The sequence below is a fragment of the Nonomuraea sp. CA-143628 genome (genome assembly GCF_050942315.1).
Lineage (GTDB): Bacteria > Actinomycetota > Actinomycetes > Streptosporangiales > Streptosporangiaceae > Nonomuraea.
Window position 1 is genome coordinate 4,562,484 of sequence record NZ_CP192072.1, and the last position, 18,145, is coordinate 4,580,628.

17 protein-coding genes are annotated in these 18,145 nt (G+C 67.5%); 10 read left to right on the top strand and 7 right to left on the bottom strand.

The features are described from left to right. Positions 1-19 precede the first annotated feature (19 nt). The 3 genes from ACQP2T_RS21060 to ACQP2T_RS21070 form a co-directional block, all read right to left on the bottom strand. Complete coding sequence (locus tag ACQP2T_RS21060) at positions 20-625, bottom strand: response regulator transcription factor (RefSeq protein ID WP_433517810.1); 606 nt, start codon at positions 623-625, stop codon at positions 20-22. 104 nt (positions 626-729) lie between these two features. Next, positions 730-1,767 carry a zinc-dependent alcohol dehydrogenase family protein gene (locus ACQP2T_RS21065; RefSeq protein ID WP_433517811.1) on the bottom strand — a complete coding sequence of 346 codons (1,038 nt, stop codon included), beginning with the start codon at positions 1,765-1,767 and terminating at the stop codon, positions 730-732. Between the two features lies 1 nt (position 1,768). After that, entirely contained in the window at positions 1,769-2,599 is an 831-nt protein-coding gene (locus ACQP2T_RS21070; RefSeq protein ID WP_433517812.1) for a helix-turn-helix transcriptional regulator, read from the bottom strand. A gap of 101 nt (positions 2,600-2,700) precedes the next feature. On the opposite strand from ACQP2T_RS21070, the gene ACQP2T_RS21075 reads away from it, so the two are divergent. The 3 genes from ACQP2T_RS21075 to ACQP2T_RS21085 all read left to right on the top strand — a co-directional run bounded on the left by ACQP2T_RS21075 (position 2,701) and on the right by ACQP2T_RS21085 (position 5,943). Then, the gene (locus tag ACQP2T_RS21075; RefSeq protein ID WP_433517813.1) at positions 2,701-3,411 is read left to right on the top strand and encodes an SDR family oxidoreductase; all 711 of its coding nucleotides are present in this window, start codon (positions 2,701-2,703) and stop codon (positions 3,409-3,411) included. Between the two features lie 36 nt (positions 3,412-3,447). After that, positions 3,448-4,845: a glutamate--cysteine ligase gene (locus ACQP2T_RS21080; RefSeq protein ID WP_433517814.1), complete on the top strand. Its 1,398-nt coding sequence runs from the start codon at positions 3,448-3,450 to the stop codon at positions 4,843-4,845. A 63-nt stretch (positions 4,846-4,908) separates the two neighbouring features. Continuing rightward, on the top strand, positions 4,909-5,943 hold the full coding sequence (locus ACQP2T_RS21085) for a hypothetical protein (protein ID WP_433517815.1): 1,035 nt from the start codon (positions 4,909-4,911) through the stop codon (positions 5,941-5,943). Between the two features lie 7 nt (positions 5,944-5,950). Here the strand turns inward: ACQP2T_RS21085 and ACQP2T_RS21090 are convergent, their stop codons facing one another. Next, entirely contained in the window at positions 5,951-6,667 is a 717-nt protein-coding gene (locus tag ACQP2T_RS21090) for a PaaX family transcriptional regulator C-terminal domain-containing protein (protein WP_433517816.1), read from the bottom strand. 30 nt (positions 6,668-6,697) lie between these two features. Here ACQP2T_RS21090 and ACQP2T_RS21095 point away from each other — a divergent pair, with 30 nt between their 5' ends. Beyond that, positions 6,698-8,413 carry an acyl-CoA dehydrogenase family protein gene (locus tag ACQP2T_RS21095; RefSeq protein ID WP_433517817.1) on the top strand — a complete coding sequence of 572 codons (1,716 nt, stop codon included), beginning with the start codon at positions 6,698-6,700 and terminating at the stop codon, positions 8,411-8,413. A gap of 161 nt (positions 8,414-8,574) precedes the next feature. Further along, complete coding sequence (locus tag ACQP2T_RS21100) at positions 8,575-10,167, top strand: competence protein CoiA family protein (RefSeq protein ID WP_433517818.1); 1,593 nt, start codon at positions 8,575-8,577, stop codon at positions 10,165-10,167. 49 nt (positions 10,168-10,216) lie between these two features. Here the strand turns inward: ACQP2T_RS21100 and ACQP2T_RS21105 are convergent, their stop codons facing one another. The 3 genes from ACQP2T_RS21105 to ACQP2T_RS21115 all read right to left on the bottom strand — a co-directional run bounded on the left by ACQP2T_RS21105 (position 10,217) and on the right by ACQP2T_RS21115 (position 12,285). After that, on the bottom strand, positions 10,217-10,507 hold the full coding sequence (locus tag ACQP2T_RS21105; RefSeq protein WP_433517819.1) for a hypothetical protein: 291 nt from the start codon (positions 10,505-10,507) through the stop codon (positions 10,217-10,219). A gap of 171 nt (positions 10,508-10,678) precedes the next feature. After that, on the bottom strand, positions 10,679-10,981 hold the full coding sequence (locus tag ACQP2T_RS21110) for a hypothetical protein (RefSeq protein ID WP_433517820.1): 303 nt from the start codon (positions 10,979-10,981) through the stop codon (positions 10,679-10,681). 59 nt (positions 10,982-11,040) lie between these two features. Continuing rightward, positions 11,041-12,285: a helix-turn-helix domain-containing protein gene (locus tag ACQP2T_RS21115; RefSeq protein ID WP_433517821.1), complete on the bottom strand. Its 1,245-nt coding sequence runs from the start codon at positions 12,283-12,285 to the stop codon at positions 11,041-11,043. 111 nt (positions 12,286-12,396) lie between these two features. Between ACQP2T_RS21115 and ACQP2T_RS21120 the strand changes: the two genes are divergently transcribed. The 5 genes from ACQP2T_RS21120 to ACQP2T_RS21140 all read left to right on the top strand — a co-directional run bounded on the left by ACQP2T_RS21120 (position 12,397) and on the right by ACQP2T_RS21140 (position 18,021). Next, positions 12,397-12,936, top strand: a complete 540-nt coding sequence (locus ACQP2T_RS21120; protein WP_433517822.1) for a flavoprotein — start codon at positions 12,397-12,399, stop codon at positions 12,934-12,936. A gap of 110 nt (positions 12,937-13,046) precedes the next feature. Continuing rightward, on the top strand, positions 13,047-13,685 hold the full coding sequence (locus tag ACQP2T_RS21125; RefSeq protein WP_433517823.1) for a YdcF family protein: 639 nt from the start codon (positions 13,047-13,049) through the stop codon (positions 13,683-13,685). Next, a complete protein-coding gene (locus ACQP2T_RS21130; protein WP_433517824.1) occupies positions 13,627-14,415 on the top strand; it encodes a WbqC family protein in 789 nt (262 codons plus the stop codon). Before ACQP2T_RS21125 ends, ACQP2T_RS21130 begins: the two co-directional genes overlap by 59 nt. 578 nt (positions 14,416-14,993) lie before the next feature. Then, complete coding sequence (locus ACQP2T_RS21135) at positions 14,994-16,481, top strand: hypothetical protein (protein ID WP_433517825.1); 1,488 nt, start codon at positions 14,994-14,996, stop codon at positions 16,479-16,481. A gap of 1,099 nt (positions 16,482-17,580) precedes the next feature. Next, positions 17,581-18,021 (top strand): hypothetical protein, encoded by a 441-nt coding sequence (locus ACQP2T_RS21140; protein ID WP_433517826.1) that lies wholly within the window; start codon positions 17,581-17,583, stop codon positions 18,019-18,021. The last annotated feature ends 124 nt before the right edge of the window (positions 18,022-18,145 follow it).

Here is an 18,145-nt window from a genome sequence, read left to right on the forward strand (position 1 = left end):
CGGTCCCAAGCGGGCGGGGTCAGATCCAGCCGGACTCACGGGCGATGCGGATCGCGTCGATCCGGCTGCGCGCCCCCAGCTTCGCCGTACTCCGGTGGAGGTAATTTCGGACCGTTCCTTCCGCGAGGAACAGCGACGCGGCGATCTCCGACACCGTGGCCCCTTCGGCCGCGGCCCCGATCACGTCCAGCTCCCGCTCCGTCAGCGGCGCGTCCGGCGGGCTCATCGCGGCGATCGCCAGCTCGGAGTCGATGACCCGCTCCCCGGCGGCCACCCTTCGGATGGCGTCCCCGAGCCGGCCGGGCGGCGCGTCCTTGGCCATGAACCCCCGCACGTGCACGTCCAGGGCCCGCTTCAGCAGCCCGGGAGTGCCGACGCCGGTGAGGATGAGCACGCCGCACTCCGGCAGCTTCTCGTGCAGCTCACCGGCGGCCTCCAGCCCGTCCTTGCCGGGCAGCGCGACGTCGAGTACGGCGACGTCGGGCCGGACCGTCTGGGCGACGTGGAGGATGCGATCACCCCGGTCGACCTCCGCGACGATCTCGATATCCTCCTCATAGGCCAGCAATGCCACGATCGCTCCTCGCACCAGATGCATGTCTTCAGCGAGCAAGGTTCGGATCACTGTTGTCCTCACGGTCAGCCAGCAAGCCTGTGAGTCACAAGTCTGACGTATCCGGCATCACCTGCAAAGCGGTCGGCGGCGTACCAAGCGGCCGCTAGGGGCCGTTACAGGGGGAACCGTGGCGTGATCATCGTCACGCCGGGCACGCTGCCGATCGAGGAAAGGGCCTTGCCCGCGTCGGCGAGCCCGATGGTCCGGGTGACGAGCTGGTCGGGGTGCAGGATCCCGGCCCTGATCATCTCCATCATCGGCGCGTAGTCGTGCGCGGCCATGCCGTGGCTGCCGAGCAGCCGCAGCTCGTGCCCGATCACCCGGTCCATCGGCACCGGGGTAGCCGCGCCGGGCAGCAGCCCGACCTGTACGTGCCGGCCGCGGCGGCGCAGGCTCTCGACGGAGGCCACGCAGGTCTGCGGGCTGCCCAGCGCGTCGATCGACAGGTGCGCCCCGCCCCTGGTCAGCTCCCTGACCTGGGCGCCCGCGTCACCGGCCGAGCCGTCGACGAAGTGCGTGGCGCCCGCCTGCTCGGCGAGCTGGAGCGCGTCGGTGTTGATGTCGACGGCCACCACCCGCGCCCCGGCCGCGGTGGCGATCATGATGGCGGACAGGCCGACCCCGCCACAGCCGTGCACGGCCACCCACTCGCCCGGCCGCACGGCCCCCACCTGCGTGATGGCGCGGAAGGCGGTGGCGAATCGGCAGCCGAGCCCGGCGGCCGTCACGTAGGCCATCTCCTCGGGGACCGGGATCAGGTTCACGTCGGCGTGGTCGATCGCCACGTATTCGGCGTAGGAGCCCCAGTGGGTGAAGCCGGGCTGGGTCTGCCGCTCGCACACCTGCTGCTGGCCGGCGGCGCAGGCCGTACAGGATCCGCAGGCGCACACGAACGGGACGGTGATCCTGGCGCCGGGCAGCCAGTCGCGCACCTCGGAGCCGACCGCCTCCACGACGCCCGCCAGCTCGTGCCCCGGCACGTGGGGCAGGACGCGGATGTCGGGGTCGTGGCCCTGCCAGCCGTGCCAGTCGCTGCGGCACAGGCCCGTCGCCTCGACCCTGATCACCGCCCCGTGTGGCGCCGGCGAGGGGTCGGGCAACTCGCGCAGGTCGAGCTCCCCACCGAACAGGTCAAACGCAACGGCTCGCATCTCATGAGCTTAGGGTCAACTGCCGCAGCTTGCGCAAGGCTTGGTGCGAGGGTGAACCTGGTTCGGCCGTGTAGATGACGAGGCGCAGGTCCTCGCGGTCCGGCACGGCCAGGACCTGGCAGGTCACGTCGATGACGCCGAGGTCCGGGAGGGCGAGGCGCTTGGTGTTCTCCCGGCGGACCTCCACCTCGTGCCTGGCCCAGATTTCGGCGAACTCGGGGCTCAACGCGAGCAGCTCCGCGACCAGCGCCTGGATGGCCGGATCGTCCGGGTAGCGACCCGCCGCGACGCGGAGGTCGGCTACGGAGCCGCGGGCGAAGCGGCCTTTCTCCTCGTCCGCGAAGTACCCGCCGATGTCGGAGGAGCGGAACACCCAGCGGATGACGTTGAGGTCGTCGGGGGACCGTGAGTCGAGATCGCCCATGATCACGCCGGCGAGCCGGTTCCAGGCGAGGATGTCGTACTTGGCGTCGACCACATAGGCGGGCACCTCCTCCAGGAAGGAGATGAGGTGCAGGATGGCCTCGGGGACATCGGCCCTGATGCGCGGCGTCTCCAGCGCCTGGCCGGCCAGGTTGAACAGGTGGCCGCGCTCGTCCTGGCTGAGCATGAGCGCCCTGGCCAGGGCGTTGAGCACCTGGCGCGACGGATGGGGCCCGCGGCCCTGCTCCAGCCGGATGTAGTAGTCGATCGACATGCCCGCGAGCTGCGCGACCTCCTGCCTGCGCAGGCCCGGCGTGCGCCGGCGCCCGACCTCGGGCAGTCCCACGTCGTGGGGCGTGACGCGGTCGCGCCTGCTGCGGAGGAACTCGGCGAGTTTGTTGCGGTCCATCCCTCTATCTTCTGGCAGATCGTGGCCTCCTGGGTGGTACCGCCGATCCCAGCCTAAGGAGGTCTCTCACGCTGCGGCCCGATCCGCGCGAGCGTTGAGCCATGACGACAACTGCCCTCATCACAGGTGCCAACAAGGGAATCGGTTTCGAGATCGCGCGGCTGCTCGGCGAGCGCGGCGTCACCGCCATCGTGGGGGCGCGCGACGAGGAGCGCGGCCGGGCCGCCGCCGAGCGGATCGGCCAGCCGTACGTGCGGCTCGACGTGACCGACGCCGACAGCGTGCAGGCCGCCGCCAAGTGGATCGAGCAGGAGTACGGCAAGCTCGACATCCTGGTGAACAACGCGGGGGTCATGGTCTGGGCGGAGGACCCGAGCCCCAGTGCGACCAGCGCCGACGAGCTCAGGCAGGTGTACGAGACCAACGTGTTCGGCGTGGTCACCGTGACCAACGCGATGCTGCCCCTGCTGCGCCGGGCCGAGGCGGCCAGGATCGTGAACATGTCGAGCGAGCTCGGCTCCCTGTCCATGGTGATGGACCAGGACGGCCGCCTCTGGGAGCGCAACTTCCTGACCTACAACTCCTCCAAGAGCGCGCTCAACATGATCACCGTCTCCTACGCCAAGGAGCTCTGGGACACCTCGATCAAGGTGAACGCCGTAACCCCGGGTTACTGCGCCACCGACCTCAACGGGCACTCCGGCCACCGCACCCCCGAGCAGGGCGCGACGATCGCCGTACGGATGGCCACCCTCGACGCCGACGGCCCGACCGGCGCCTTCCTGGACGAAGACGGCCCGCTGACTTGGTGAGGTGTGGAAGGGATATGTCCGGACAGTAAGGAGGCTATGGGACAAGATTTGGACAAAGAGCGGTTTTCCGAAGCGGAGTACACCCGCTTCGGAGAGCGTCTCCACGAGCAGCTCGGCGTGCTGCGCGAGCTGCTCGACAGGCCGGGCTTCGGCGAGGGGCCGACGACCATCGGCGCGGAGCTGGAGTTGTTCCTCATCGACGAGGCGGGCCGCCCGCTGCCGCGCAACGCCGAGGTGCGCGACGCGCTCGGCGACCCCCGCGTGGTCCTGGAGCTCGGCCGTTTCAACCTGGAGGTCAACCTGACTCCGCTGCCGCTGGAGGGGCGGCCGTTCGAGCAGCTGGGCGCGGAGGTGCAGGAGACCCTGACGAGCGTGGACCGGGCGGTCGAGGACGGCGGCGCGGTGCCCATCGGCATCCTGCCCACCTTGAGTGCCGGCGACTTCACCAAGGAGGCGATGAGCGACCAGAACCGTTACCGGGCGATGAGCCGGGGGCTGCGGCGGCTGCGGCTGGAGCCGTTCCTGGTCAAGATCGACGACCTGGAGCTGGCGGTCGAGGACGTCATCCTGGAGAGCGCCAACACCTCGTGGCAGGTGCACATCCGCACCCCGCCGGACCGGTTCGCCCGGTTGTTCAACGCGGCGCAGCTGGCCACCGGGCCGGTGCTGGCGGCCTGCGGCAACTCGCCGTTCTTCCTCGGCAGGCAGCTACGGGAGGAGACCAGGATCGCGTTGATGGAGGAGGCGGCCGACGACCGGGACCTGGAACGGCGCTATCGGAAGGACGGCCGGGTCACGTTCGGGTCTGATTGGGTGCGCGAGGGGGCTTACGAGCTGTTCGAGCGGTACGTACGGGACTACGACCCGGTCCTGCCCGACATGACGGACAACCCCGACCCGCTGGACGTGCCCGAGCTGCGGCTGCACCAGGGCACGATCTGGCACTGGAACCGGCCCGTCTACGACCCGTCCGGCGGCGGCCACCTGCGGATCGAGATGCGTGCCCTGCCCGCGGGGCCGTCCTGCGCGGACATGGCGGCCAACAGCGCGTTCCTCATCGGGCTGACGATGTCGCAGGCGGAGCGGGATCTCACCGAGTACGCGTTCGCCGAGGCGTACCAGAACTTCTACCGGGCCGCCATGCACGGGCTCGACGCCAAGCTGTCCTGGCCCGGCCGGGCCGGCGACTTCGCGGCCGCCGACCTGGTGCTCGAGCTGCTGCCCGAGGCCAGGGAGGGGCTGCTCGCGGCCGGGGTCACGCCGTCGGACGCCGACGGCGCGCTCGACGTCATCAGGCAGCGGACCCGGCTGCGCCGTACCGGAGCGGCGTGGCAGCGCGAAACGCTGGCCGAGTTCGGTGGCGACGCGGAGCGGCTGGTACGGCGCTATCACGAGCTCGCCCTTTCCGGTCAGCCCGTACATACCTGGAGTTAGCCGAACTTTCGCGGCCGCTGATCCGTCGAATACACGAGACATCGACGGAAAAGCGAGGGAAGTATGGCTGCACCGGGGATGGTTCCGATCGACAAGACGCCCTTCACCTTACGCAGGGCGACTGGCACCTTGGCCGAGGGGGCGGCCAAGCTGGCCAGCGGCATCGGCGCCGTCTCCGTGGAGGCGGTGCTGACCCACGCAAACCGGACCGGCGTGCGCAAGGGGGCGACGGGGGCGCTGGGCTCGATGAACCCCAAACCGGTCGACTGGTACGCCTTCGACACCAAGGACGAGGACACGACCGACTGGTACCCGCAGGGCCTGACCTGCGGCGAGGACTCCGGCTCCGCTGGGGTCCCGGTGTTCGTGGCCAGCTGGTACTTCAAGCCGTCGCCGCCCGTCGTCGAACGCGGGATCAGGGTGACCTTCTTCAGCCCGCAGACGCTGAAGTACCAGCACGCGCTGCTCGTCGAGGCCAAGCCCGACGGGTCGTACGGGGCGATCAACATCCACGCGGGCGGCGTGGCCTGGTACGGCGACCTGCTCTACGTGGCCGACACGACCAAGGGGCTGCGCGTCTTCGACCTCAACCACCTGCTCGACCTGCGTACCGCCCAGAACGACCTGGGCGATCCGACGCGCATCGGCCGCCAGGGCGGCAAGTACCACGCGTTCGGCTACCGCTACGTCATCCCGCAGAGCGACTCCTGGCGCCTCGCCACGGCCGGCGCCCTCTTCTCGTTCGCCTCCATCGACCGCAGCACCACCCCGCACGCCCTCGTCTGCGGCGAGTACCACGAGAACGACGCCAACGGCCGCGTGGCCCGCTGGGACCTGGAGCTCAGCGGCGGCGTGCCCAGGGACGCCTACGTCATGGGCCTGCCGAAGATCCAGGGCGCGCTCTCCAGCGGCGGCAAGTGGTACATGAGCCAGGCCGCCGACGGCAACACCAACGGCAAGCTGCACGTCAGCACCGAGGGCACGCTCGTCACCCGCCCCTACCCCATCGGGCCGGAGGACCTGACCGTGCAGGGCGGCAGACTGTGGAGCGTCACCGAGTTCAGGAACAAGCGGGTGATCTTCGCGGTCGGTCTGTGAGGTGCCGTCAATCGCCGAGGTGCTGGTACAGCAGCTCGCGGTAGTGGCGGTCGAAGTCGTCGTAGCGGGTGCGCAGCCGGGGGCCCGGCCAGTCGCTGGGCAGCAGTTCCTCGGGCAGCAGCGGGTCGGCCAGCAGGTGGCGCACCACCGCCGCCGACACCAGGAACCCCTCGGTCAGGCCCTCGGCCCGGTCGAGCGCGCTCTCCAGCCGGCGCGCCTCGCCCGCCCAGCCGTCGAGGTCCCACAGCAGCGGCGTGGGGTCGTCGCGCGGGCGGCCGTCGATCAGCGTGCACTGCGCGGTGACGCTCTCGGGCCAGTGCCGCAGCAGGTTGGCCGGGCGCAGCCAGGTGCCCTCACGGAGCTCGGCCAGGCGTAGCGCGGTCATCGTGTGACGGAAGGCGGCCCGGTCGGCCGGGGCGCGGCGCTCGGCCGTCACGACCGCGATCTCCCAGGTGCCGTCCCACGGTCTGGTGTGCGGGTCGCGGCTCTCGTCCTGCCTGCCCTGACGCTCGATGAGGCGGTCGGACAGCGTGTAGCGGCCGCTGGACTGGACCAGGTCGCCCGCCGCCACCATGCGTGACAGCGCCACCCGCACGGTCCCCTCGGCGATGCCGAACAGCGCGCCGATGCGCACCAGGTGGCGGGCGGCCAGCCTGGGCGGATGGCTGCCGAGCAGCGCGCTCAGCACAGCCGACCTCGCACTGAGATTGTTACGCTCTTCCATCGCGTGTCGAGTATATGTAATGTCCGGGGTATGGGGCGCTATCTCATCGAATCGTTCGACGGCAGCGACCGTTACGCGACCGAGCGCTATCAGGGCGCGACGGGGCGTAACTGGTGGAGCTGCGATCCGACGCTGCAACTGCTCATGCGGCGCCACCTGGGCGACGGCTTCGCCTGGGCCACGCCGTACCTGGACAAGCTGGGCGCGCTGATGGGCGGCACGGTGGCCGAGTGCGCGGAGGAGACCGATCGGCACCCGCCGCGGCTGGAGAAGTACGACAAGTGGGGCAGGGACGTCAGCGAGGTCGTGATGCCGCCCTCCTTCCACACGGCCAGGAACGCCCTCATGGCCAACAACTTCACCTCACCCGCGTTCGCCGACGAGGCCCGGGCGAACGGCGCGAATCCCGCCGCGCTCGCCGCCGCCTGGACGTACCTGCTCGACCAGGCCGACATCGGGATGGGCTGCGCGCTCGGCACGGGCGGGGACATGGTGGTCTCGCTGGCCGAGCGGCACGCGCCTGAGGATGTACGGGACCGGGTGCGGGCGATCTTCGCCAATGGCTTCTATTCCGGCGAGGCCGCTCAGATGTTCACGGAGCGGACCGGCGGCTCCGACCTGGCCGCCCTGGAGGCCACGGCGGTGCCGGACGGCGACTCCTGGCTGTTGTCCGGGTTCAAGTGGTTCGCCTCGAACGCCAACGGTTCCGCCTTCGTCGTGCTCGCCCGGCTTCCCGAGGGTGACGTGGCGCCGTTCCTGGTGCTGTGGGAGCGCCGTGACGGTTCACGCAACGGGGTGCGGATCAGGCGGCTGAAGGACAAGCTCGGCACCCGGTCCGTTGCGTCGGCCGAGGTGGAGCTCGTCGACGCGGAGGCGTTCCTGCTGGCCGGGAGCGGTTCCGGCTCGGGGCTCGGCACGATGATGAAGCTCACCAACGCCTCCCGGCTCGGCGTGGCGATGATGGGTGCCGGCGTGGCCAGGCGCGCTCTGGTCGAGTCGCTCTGCTACGCGCGCTCTCGCGAGGCGTTCGGCCGGCCGCTCATCGAGCAGCCGTTGATGCGCCGCAAGCTGGCCGAGTTGATCGTCGAGGTCGAGGCGGCCCAGGCGCTCGTCTTCGATGGCCTCGTCGGGCCGAGGCTGCGCATCGCGCCCGCTTTGATCAAGCTGCGGGCGGCCCGGCTCGGTGTCACGGCGGCCAGTGACGCGATCGAGGTGCACGGCGGCAACGGCTACATCGAGCAGTGGCCGGTGGCCAGGTTGCTGCGCGACGCCCAGGTCAACCCGATCTGGGAGGGCGGCGACAACATCCTGTGCCTGGATGTGCGGCGGGCGATGCTGCGCGAGAACGCCCACGAGCCCTTCCTCGACCGGCTCGTCTCCGTCGTCGACCAGGCTTCGTCCGTCGATCCGGCTTTGCCCGTCGATCCGGAGACCGCGGCTCTCGTCCGCGGCCGGATCGAGGACCTCCGGAAGGCGATCACCGCCTGGTCCTCCCTGGACCCCGTCGCGGCGGAGGCGCGGCTGTTCGCGCTGGCCACGTACATGGCGGACGTCTACGCGGCGGCGCTGCTGCTGGAGCAGGCGGCCTGGGAGGCGCGGGAGCTGGGCACCGACCGCAAGGCACTGGTGGCCCGGCTCTATGCCGACGCGCACCTCGTCGATCACGGTCCGTTGCGGGGGATCGACCGTCCGGCAGAGGGCTTGGACCGCTTCGACGATCTTCTCGCGGGCGCTCTCACACTCTGATGGGGACAGGGCCTTCGGTGCCCTGTTCCGCCGCTGTTCCAGCCCACGAGGTGAGTACTCGGGCGGATCGCCATGCTGCCCACATCTCGGAGGTTGAAATGCGCGACACTCGGAAGGTCCAAACTGCTGTTCTCGGGTTACCCGGCTCGCACCAGCCGATCATGATGCCGTTCGAGCGGGTCGACGCCGAATTGCTTCGGCGGAAGTACAGCGCGAAGCGGTTCTTCTGCGGAGAGTGGCTGGGCGGCTGCGGTAAGGAGCTGTACACGCGCATCGGTCCGGTGCGGGTGCCGCACTTCGCCCACCACCCGGAGAGCAGTGATGGGCCCGTGAACTGCCGACGGTCTAGCACTGACGAGCAAAGCGCCGACCATCTGTACATCCGGCAGGAGCTCACCGACTGGTTGAGGCGGTGTGGCCACCAAATCAAGGCGGTGCACCTGGAGGGCTCGGTCCCCCGGGAGGGAGGCTCATGCACCGGTATGACGATCGAAACGGCCAAGGGCGGTCTGATCGCCGTTGCGCTCCGCAATGACCTGCGCGAAGACTCGAACGGCAAATGGCCTCAGCGGGATGCCCAACTCCGGCGATCACACAGGAGCGTCGAGTGGCTTTTCGCTCCGTCGGTTCCCATGGTCCGGCACATGACCAAGCGCCAGGGGCATGCGTTCGTTGTCGGCTGTGAAACCGACGGGCTCCGGCGCATCGTCAAAATCGGAACGAAGGTCGGCGGCAAGATCCCGCTGTGGGCGAATCTCCAGGACTGCACGATTGACGAACGCGGGCGCGTCCGGACTCCGCACCTGGCCGAGCTTCCTCGGAACCGAACGACGCAGGCTCCCTACCGGCCATCGACGGCCGAGCCAGCGAACACAAGGGCCGCGTCAATCGAGAAGCCAAAGCAGGGGGCAGCGGTGCCTCATCCCCTTGCCGCGGTCGGATTCGCTGTGCACGAGGAGTCGCTCACCCTCATTCCCCGTTCGGGAAGGACGATGACACATCGCGAGATCGATGCCGATATCGCGTGTACGGACTTCGTTCTACCCACGACATCGGTCCGCGTGATCATCGCGGAAGCGGACTCGGCGCCACTCATCGGTCGCTCTCACATAGTCGCTGGTCCTGCACTCTTGTCCGCAACGTCCCCCATGGGATCCGCCGAGATCGTGTGGAAGCTCCAGGTACAAGACCTTGTCCTCATTCCTGCCGACGACGCGGATCAGGTGGATGAGGAATCGAAGGAACCTGCCCAGACCAATCCGGATGCATGGGCAAGGACGCAGGCCATTCTGGCGACGCTGGAGTACGCAGAGACGCAGCGGGATGCCGATACCTGGGCCGGCCTGTACGAGGAGGTCGAAGCCCTTATGGAGCGGTTGGGCGCGACGGAGCGGAGCGAGGCGGACCAACGGCTCAATCGACAGCGGAACATCGTCCGAGAGGCCGAGATTGAACGGGAGCGCAGCAGCGAGCCGGCCAAGATGCGCTCCGGCAAGCCCCCGAAAGCGATCCCATTGCCAGCGCCCACATCGGCCCGTTCCAGACCGCGAGCGTCCAAGGCGGCCCACGTGGACAGAAACCAGGTGGCCATCCTTTTCGGCATGATCGAGCAAGCGGTCTCGCAGAGAAAGCTCCGAGAAGCCAGGGAGGTGTGCCAGGCGTTGGAGCGATTCCTGGACGGGCTGCCGCCAGCTGAGTATCAAGAGGAGCTCGACCGGCTCACCAAGCGCAAACGACGACTCGGTTTGCGCTAAATCGGGAGAGGCGAGCCAGGGGTTTCCGAAAGGCTGTTAGGGACCTCGATCAACCAGCCTGACCGCGCAGAAGAAGGTCCCACAGATGTACGGCCTGCGCGGTCCGTACCCGCTCCGTTTCGTGAACTACAACGCCGCCGTCGTGAGAAGACTCCAGACGGCGGATGAACATCAGCCCGCCCGCCTCGCAGAGCTCAAACTGAACGTTCCCGCAACAGCAGGTGTGGCGGCGTACGCGCACCCTGGCAGTACGCGAAGTGGGAAGATCCCACTCGATTTGCTTGTGGATAGCACCGAGCGGCGCGAGATGCACCCCGTGAAATTCCAACGGAATCAACATGTCAGCCCTTCATGGTTGCGGCGGCATGGTTGTCCGGGATGGTGACGCACCCCGTGGCCATGCCGCCGCGTCGCACGACGCCGGTCCCTCCCGAACGGCTTCGTGCGAGGTCATCGGATGGAAGGCGCGACGGCGGGGATGCCCCCGGAGCGGTCTACGCCGCCGCGCCGTTCACGGAGTCGGCCGCCCGACCTCGGCGAGCACTCGCTCGACCCGGTCCGCCGCCGCGAGGACGTCATCCACCGGGCTGATCGGCGCGCGCCAGGGGAACCAGTACCAGAGCGCACCGTCGGTATCCGGCGCGGTCAGCACGCTCTCGGTGAGGACAGGCGCGGCTACGTTGATGATGGTGATGCTCAGGGGGCGGCCCTCGACCTTGCGCAGCCGTACCTGGAAGCGGCGCGTCTCCAGCTCCGCCGCGAGGTTCAACAGCGCCTGGTGGGCGGCGTCCTGGTCAACCAGCTCTCGGCTCATGCGGCTGACCGTATGGCGCCGGTCAGGGCTCGAACCCAACCAGCGGTTGGGGGTCGCTCCTAAGCGATGACGCGCGCCCGGACCGCCAGATCCAGCAGTGGGGCCGATGGACGACGTTGCTTCTCGATCATCTCGGTGATGGCCCGCTTGGCGACCGGACTGAACACGATCGTCTCCGTCGAATGCTGCTCCGACAGCCTCAGGCAGGCCAGCGCCTCATCCGGCGCGCGATGGTAGAGCTGGCCACGCGCCAGGTCGATGAGGTGCTGGGCGCGGCGGTTCGACGACGGAATCGTGGAGATCGCCATGGCCTTCGCCCGGTCGATCGCCGCAGCCGAGCGTCCCGTCTCGACCTCGATGGCGACGGCATAGATTCCAACGTTCGCCTCGCCGAACATCGTCAGTGGGTTGTGGTGGACAGGGCCCAGCGTGGACGCTGCCTCGCAGGCGAGATCCCAGTGCCGCCATGCGTTCCCCGTCTGGCGGTTCTTCGCGTGTGCGATCGCGGTGAACAACTGCAACGAACCCCATGCCGACAGCGCCGCCTCGGACTCCGTAGGCTGCAGATAATCGGCAGCGGCCGTGGCAACCTCACCGGCCTCGTCGGCCTGCCCACGCCCGAGCGCCGCCATGGCGGAGGTCCATGCCGAGATCGCGATGAGCACCGGATCGTCTGTCTCCTCCGCGGCCACCATCGCCCGATCGGCGGCGCGGGCCGCTAGCTCGGGCTCGCCCACGCAGTAGAGGAACCGCTGGGCCAGCTGGAACACTTCGGCCAGGATCGCCCACGTAGCGGGCCGCTCGTACGGCTGCGCCGTACGGTGCAGGTTGAGCGCGTCGCGCAGCAGATCGGGGGCGACGACCCCCAGCGCCGTGTACGGCCGAACCGACCGGTGCCACGCCGACCACGCCATGTCCAGCCGGCGGCGCATCCGCCCAGTCTCCACCGCGAGGTCAGCCACGGGCTGGGCCGGGAAGATCGGTGTCGAGAGCACGTGCCGAATGGCCGGCACGGCCTCATGCCTGACCCTGCCGCCGTCGACGAGCCGACACGTGAAGCCGTCCAGGCGCCCTTCGACGATGAGCCCCAGATCGCGGACACCCAGCACCTTGGCGAGACTCACCAGCGTGGACAGCTTGTCGAGCCGCTGCTCGCCGCGCTCTACCTGACGGAGCCATTCTTCGGTTCGCCCGCAGAGCTCGGCACAGGCTCGCAGCCCCAGCCCCCGGCGGAGTCGAAGCGCACGGACTCGCCGACCGATACGCCGGTCCACCTCGCCTTGATCTTCGTTCTGCGTCACCATGGCACGACCTCAGGACCCGGACGTAGGGTTCGCGTGGGACCACAGTAGCTTCCCCGTCGGTTATCGGATAATGACGGTGAGTTATTTCTCCAGGCAGGAGTGCGGCTGAACATGGCGGTTCTCTACGTGATCGCATGCGGCGGCCGCCCTGCGGCCCAACTCCCCGACTTCGTCCAGCACGCCCAAGCCGAGGGCTGGACCGTCTGCGTGATCACAACGCCCTCCGGGGCCAAGTTCACCGACAGCACCCGCCTCGCCGAGCTCACCGGCTTTCCCATCCGCAGCGACTACAAGCGTCCTGACGAGCCTGACGTCCTCCCGCCCGCCGACGCGATCGCGGTGGCCCCCGCCACGTTCAACACGATCAACAAATGGGCCCAGGGCATCAGCGACACCCTGGGGCTCGGCCTCCTCAACGAAGCCCTCGGCCTCGGCCTCCCGCTCATCGCCGTCCCCTGGCCCAACGTCGCCCTCGCCCGCCACCCAGCCTTCGCCAACAGCGTGGCGATGCTTCGCGAGTGGGGGGTAAAGGTGATCCTCGATATGGAGAGCCTTCCGGCCCCCGACTCCGGAGAGCCCGGAGCGGCGACCTTCCCCTGGGAAGAACTGCGCAAAGAGGTTGGGATGTTGCGTCCTGCACATTCGGAGTGAGGGCGCTACGCGCGTCAGGGTGGATCTGGCGTGTGATGGACGACAAGGGTCTGTACCTGTTCGCCCGATCGACGACACCGCTCGGTGACCTCCAACGTGACCAAGGCGCAGTGGCTGGCCCTCTGTCCGCTCCTACCTCAACGCGCGCCCGATCTATAGCCAGCTCGACATCCCCCGCCGCATCGCCCAACCTGGGCAGCCACGACCTCGGGGTCGCGCGCGCGGCAGCCGAGCTGTATCGAGCCAAACGGTTCCCGCTGCTCGTCTTCTCTGGAGCCACCAGTCCCACCACCGCGGCCCGCTTCCCTCGTGGTGAGGCAGTCCATTATCGCGAGTACGCGCTCGAATCCGGCGTACCCGACAAGAGCGTCCTCCTGGAGCCGAACGCGACCAACACCGGGCAGAACATCAGCCTGTCCCGGGAAGTGCTGGCGGACGCCGGAGTCCAGCCCAGTTCGGTCCTGCTGATCTCCAAGCCGTACATGGAGCGTCGGTCCTACGCCACCGCACGAAAGGTTTGGCCCGAGATCGAGGTGGTGTGCGCCGCCGAGTCGCTGGAGCTGGACGACTACGTCAGTTCGATCGGCGACCCGAAATTGGTCATCGACATGCTCGTCGGCGACCTCCAGCGCGTGATCGAGTATCCGAAGCTCGGCTACGCCATCGAGCAGTCCGTCCCAGGAAAGGTCCATGACGCCTACCAGGCTCTTCTCCGCGCCGGATTCGACAGCAGGCTCCTATCGTCTTGACCTCCCGTACGGCGCGGTGTGCGCGATCCACCAGCCCAACCTCTTCCCCCGGCTCTCGACCTTGGCCAGGTTGTTCACTGCGGACTACTGGATCGTCCTGGACGACGTGCAGTTCGCCCGCAGGGATTACCAGCACCGTGCGCGCCTCGCCTCGCTCGACGACTCGGGACAGACACAGTGGCTTTCCATCGCTACGCATCTGCCGCACGGCCGCTCCACTACCATCCGCGGAGCGCGTCTGGCCGATCCCGTCCGTTGCCGACGCCGTGTCGCCCAGCGTCTTGCCGACCACTATCGGCACGGTGCTCACTGGGCGGCGTTCAAGAGGCACCTCGAACCCGTACTCGCCGAGTTCGAGAGAACCGACCGACTGGTCGACGTGACGGAGGTATCCACACGCTTGCTGTTGGACGAGGTGGGGTGGCCGGGGCAAATCCTGCATAGTAGCGATCTGTTCGCGCGGGGTGCGAGGTCGCAGAGACTGGCCGACCTCGCTTGGCTGACCGGTGCGACGACCTATCTCTGCGGTACCGGGGGAATGCGTTATCTGGATCCGGCTGTGTTCCGCGTCCATTCGATCGACGTCCTCTCCTTTCAGACTCCCAGATCGGGCATCTGGGCATCCGCTCGAGAAGTGAGCGCCGTGCATGCTCTGATGCTCGTCGGGCCGTGTGCTATGAGGCGGGAACTGAAGATTCTGCGCGGACGAGTTCTGAGGGAGGATCCGTGACCTGGCTTAAGCGCAGACAAGTTCCTGCTTGCTTCCGGATTCGGCCGACCCGTGCCGCCGGTCCCTCTGCGGGACAAGGTGAAGGGCCGGCCGAGCCTGGTCGGGCGGGTAGTGGCCGTCGCACAACGAAGACATCGTCGTCAGGGCCGAGTCGGCGGGACGTCTCCTGCCCACCCACCCACTGAGGTCCAGGCAGGCCAGGCCGGTCTCGTTGCACCGGTGATTCACATTCCGGACGATGTCCTCGTCGGCCTGCACCAGCTGGGCGATCATCGGTACGCAGTTCCGGCGAACCTATGCGGTCACAGCATTAGTAGAGAGCGCGAATGGGCATCTCAACCGCCAGTGATCGTCCTGGCCCTCGTAGCGGCCGTACTTGCCCCTTTAGTCCGAACCGGACACTCTGGCCGTCAACGCTCTTTACCGATGCCTTGCCAGGCCGGTTCCATTCTCTACGGAGAGCGACTGTCCGCATGAATACCTCACCGCATTCAATCGCATCGAGATCAAGTCTTACTTGAAGCGAAAGATCTTGTTACGTTCACGGCCGGACTGTCCTTCAAGAACGTGGAGGAGAAATGGCGCATCCTTCGACTGGATTAGCGGACGCGATGGTCAAGCGGATAATACTGCTGGCCATCGCGGCCCTACTACTGCCGTTATCGACGTTCACCCTGGCGAGTGCCCCCGCCGCTGCATCTCCCACCCGGAGCGAGACCGTGGCGCTGGCCGTTGAGCGGCAACCGAAGATCCACCGCCCGACACTGGAGAGGCTGAAGCGAGAGGCAGCACGCAAGGGAATCTCCCTGGAGCAGGCCGTAGACGCCTACATCGCAGAGAAGGCGAAGATCGACCCCTCGGCGACCGCGAACCGGCCGGATGGTCCGGTGGATATCCCCGACGTCGCCATCGACGACCTCTCCGCGGCCCACATCGAGGTACTGAAGGGTATGGCGCAGGCCCAAGGTGTCAGCTTCAGCGAAGCCATCGAGCGCCACGGGTCATGGCCAGCGACCAAGCAGAAGGTGTTGCAAATCCAGCAGGCGTTCAAGAGCGAAGTCGCCGGTGGCGAGCGCTCCGAAGACGGTTCAACCGTCTGGCTCGGCTTCAAGGGGCAGATTCCAGCGGAGGCAGTGGAGATGGCGAAAGCCCTGCCTGTACGCGTAGAACTGCAGGGACGTCTGGGCTACACCGAGACCGAATTGAACGAGACGAAGAAACGCATCCATCAGACATTGAAGAGCGACCCCAGCATCGCCAGCGTGGCCAGCTACTATGACGCGAGGACTGGCACCGTACACAGCCTCGTGGTCCCCGCGCCAGCGGCCCAAGCTTCCGTTCAGGGTGACACCGTTAGATCGACGGCGTCTTCCCTGGTGCGCAATCCCGCCATCAAAGTGGCGGTGCAGATCGTGAATGGGCCAATAGCATCCACCTTCGCCGACCCCTACATCCGAGGCGGAGGCAACCTGGGAGACTGCACCTCCAACTTCAACGTGGTAGCGACCTGGGACTACGAAACGCGGCGTCACGCCACGGCCGGACACTGTGCCAACGGCGCATCGACGAAGACGTACTGCAACTATCCGGTCGACGGCGGCAATTGCACCACGATCAGCTTGACGAACGAGTGCTGGATAGCCTGTCAGTACGGTGATGCCTCGCTGTACACGCGCGGAAGCCTCACACTCACCCGCACCTTCTACTACAACGCCACATCCAAGGCGTATGTGGACGCCGAGGATCCCGTCCAGTGGGTCGGCGACGCCATCTGCAAGTGGGGAAAGACCACCGGCAGCTCCTGCGGGACCGTGAAGAGAACCAACTGGGCGAACGACAACTCCGACAATCTATTCGTCACCAACATGCCTGCCGGAACCAAGTGCGCGGGCGGCGACAGCGGCGGTCCAGCCTTCACCGGAGGTCCCGCAACAGGCTCCTTCACCGCCTACGGCATCGTCGTAGGCGAGGGCGTACTAGAGGGGCAATCTGGCTTCTATTGCTCGTTCAGCCATGTCTCCGTATACCGCGACGCCTTCGGCTACCGGATTTGGAACCGAGAATAAGGTCCAAGGCGTAACGTCAAGGATTGGGCCGCGCCCTTCCCGAGCGGCCCATTCCTTCCGCGAAGGGTTGTCTCCGTGCGACGACTACGTGGGATTGTCGCAGTAGTGGGTACGGCGTTGAGCTTGGCCGCGTGCACCTCCGGCACGAACCATGCTCCCACCTCCCAGCCCAGCCCCGTTGCGCCCTGTCCCTCTGACAACATCTGCTACTCCGTCGTCGGCACCGACCCGGCCATCGTGGTGTATGGGGGTAGGGCTTACTCCGACTTGATGCCGGCGACCGCCCGTCTCGAGTGGATAGAAGACGAGTCGTGTCTGGTCCTACAGCGGCTATCCACTCCTGGCAACCCGGACAGGACGCAGATTCCCGTATGGCCGGAGGGCACCAGCCCGCTCCGCGCATCAGACGGCAGACGAGGCATCACCCTTCCCCGTGTTGGCCAGGTCTTGGAGGGCGCTGTGATCGACGTGGCAGGGTCGGATTACCCGATGGGACACAAGCCGCTTAACCCCAAACGTTCCGCCCTCACCCAAATACCCGGGGCTTGCACCGCGCATGACGGGTACTTCGTCATCGACCCCCCGAGATGAATTCCGCAAGGAGGCTCAACCCGCCAAGAGCGAACTGAGCCGGCCCTCCCGGTTGGCGTAGACCTATCGAACCGACTGGACGAAGCCCGGCGCCATGCCGGCCTCCTCATCGCCAGGTTGAAGGGCCTGAGCGTCCTGCCATCAGCGAAAACTATGGTGGCTCTCTCAGGACTCAAATGACCCACGAGCGCGGGAGAGGCACGCTCGCGTAACTCCCGCCCACTGGTCGAGATGTTCGCTAACGCCGGATGTCCGCGCTCCCTCACGGGGCATACCGGGTGAAGGCGATCCTTCGTGAGGTAGGGGGCCAGTCGGTCGCCGGAGATCAGGGCGGCCAGACGGGGGAACTGGGCGGGATCCATGCGTATTTGCTTACACTACGTCACTGTGCGTAGTATAAATTTCGAAAGCCCCGGTGCCCTTGGGACGTGAGTCCTGAAGCCCGGGGCATAGCTCTTTCTCGACCCGAACCGGGCGGTCTGTCTGCCTGCCTGGCTGGGACGCTGGCGTGACCCTCGCTGCCGTACGCTCGCGATGCGCCGACCTCAAGACGCTCGACAACCACGTCGGTGAGGACGGCGTCGGGATGGGCTGCGCGCTCGGCACGGGCGGGGACATGGTGGTCTCGCTGGCCGAGCGGCACGCGCCTGAGGATGTACGGGACCGGGTGCGGGCGATCTTCGCCAATGGCTTCTATTCGGGCGAGGCCGCTCAGATGTTCACGGAGCGGACCGGTGGCTCCGACCTGGCCGCCCTGGAGGCCACGGCGGTGCCGGACGGCGACTCCTGGCTGTTGTCCGGGTTCAAGTGGTTCGCCTCGAACGCCAACGGTTCCGCCTTTTGTGACCGCGCAGGAGCAGGCCCCACAGATGCACGGCCTGCGCGGTCCGCACCCGCTCCGTCTCGTGAACCACGACGTCGTCCTGAGAAGACCGCAGACGGCGAATGAACATCAGCCCGCCCGCCTCGCAGAACTCAAACTGAACGTTCCCGGAACAGCAAGTGTGGTGGCGGGTCCCCGCCACCTTCAGCACGATCAACAAATGGGCCCAGGGCATCAGCGACAACACCCT

Excerpts from the sequence above, each read along its gene's own strand:
- ACQP2T_RS21065 (WP_433517811.1), bottom strand. The coding sequence starts at position 1,767 with ATGCGAGCCGTTGCGTTTGACCTGTTCGGTGGGGAGCTCGACCTGCGC.
- ACQP2T_RS21070 (WP_433517812.1), bottom strand. The coding sequence starts at position 2,599 with ATGGACCGCAACAAACTCGCCGAGTTCCTCCGCAGCAGGCGCGACCGC.
- ACQP2T_RS21075 (WP_433517813.1), top strand. The coding sequence starts at position 2,701 with ATGACGACAACTGCCCTCATCACAGGTGCCAACAAGGGAATCGGTTTC.
- ACQP2T_RS21080 (WP_433517814.1), top strand. The coding sequence starts at position 3,448 with ATGGGACAAGATTTGGACAAAGAGCGGTTTTCCGAAGCGGAGTACACC.
- ACQP2T_RS21085 (WP_433517815.1), top strand. The coding sequence starts at position 4,909 with ATGGCTGCACCGGGGATGGTTCCGATCGACAAGACGCCCTTCACCTTA.
- ACQP2T_RS21090 (WP_433517816.1), bottom strand. The coding sequence starts at position 6,667 with ATGGAAGAGCGTAACAATCTCAGTGCGAGGTCGGCTGTGCTGAGCGCG.
- ACQP2T_RS21095 (WP_433517817.1), top strand. The coding sequence starts at position 6,698 with ATGGGGCGCTATCTCATCGAATCGTTCGACGGCAGCGACCGTTACGCG.
- ACQP2T_RS21100 (WP_433517818.1), top strand. The coding sequence starts at position 8,575 with ATGATGCCGTTCGAGCGGGTCGACGCCGAATTGCTTCGGCGGAAGTAC.
- ACQP2T_RS21105 (WP_433517819.1), bottom strand. The coding sequence starts at position 10,507 with ATGTTGATTCCGTTGGAATTTCACGGGGTGCATCTCGCGCCGCTCGGT.
- ACQP2T_RS21110 (WP_433517820.1), bottom strand. The coding sequence starts at position 10,981 with ATGAGCCGAGAGCTGGTTGACCAGGACGCCGCCCACCAGGCGCTGTTG.
- ACQP2T_RS21115 (WP_433517821.1), bottom strand. The coding sequence starts at position 12,285 with ATGGTGACGCAGAACGAAGATCAAGGCGAGGTGGACCGGCGTATCGGT.
- ACQP2T_RS21120 (WP_433517822.1), top strand. The coding sequence starts at position 12,397 with ATGGCGGTTCTCTACGTGATCGCATGCGGCGGCCGCCCTGCGGCCCAA.
- ACQP2T_RS21130 (WP_433517824.1), top strand. The coding sequence starts at position 13,627 with ATGACGCCTACCAGGCTCTTCTCCGCGCCGGATTCGACAGCAGGCTCC.
- ACQP2T_RS21135 (WP_433517825.1), top strand. The coding sequence starts at position 14,994 with ATGGCGCATCCTTCGACTGGATTAGCGGACGCGATGGTCAAGCGGATA.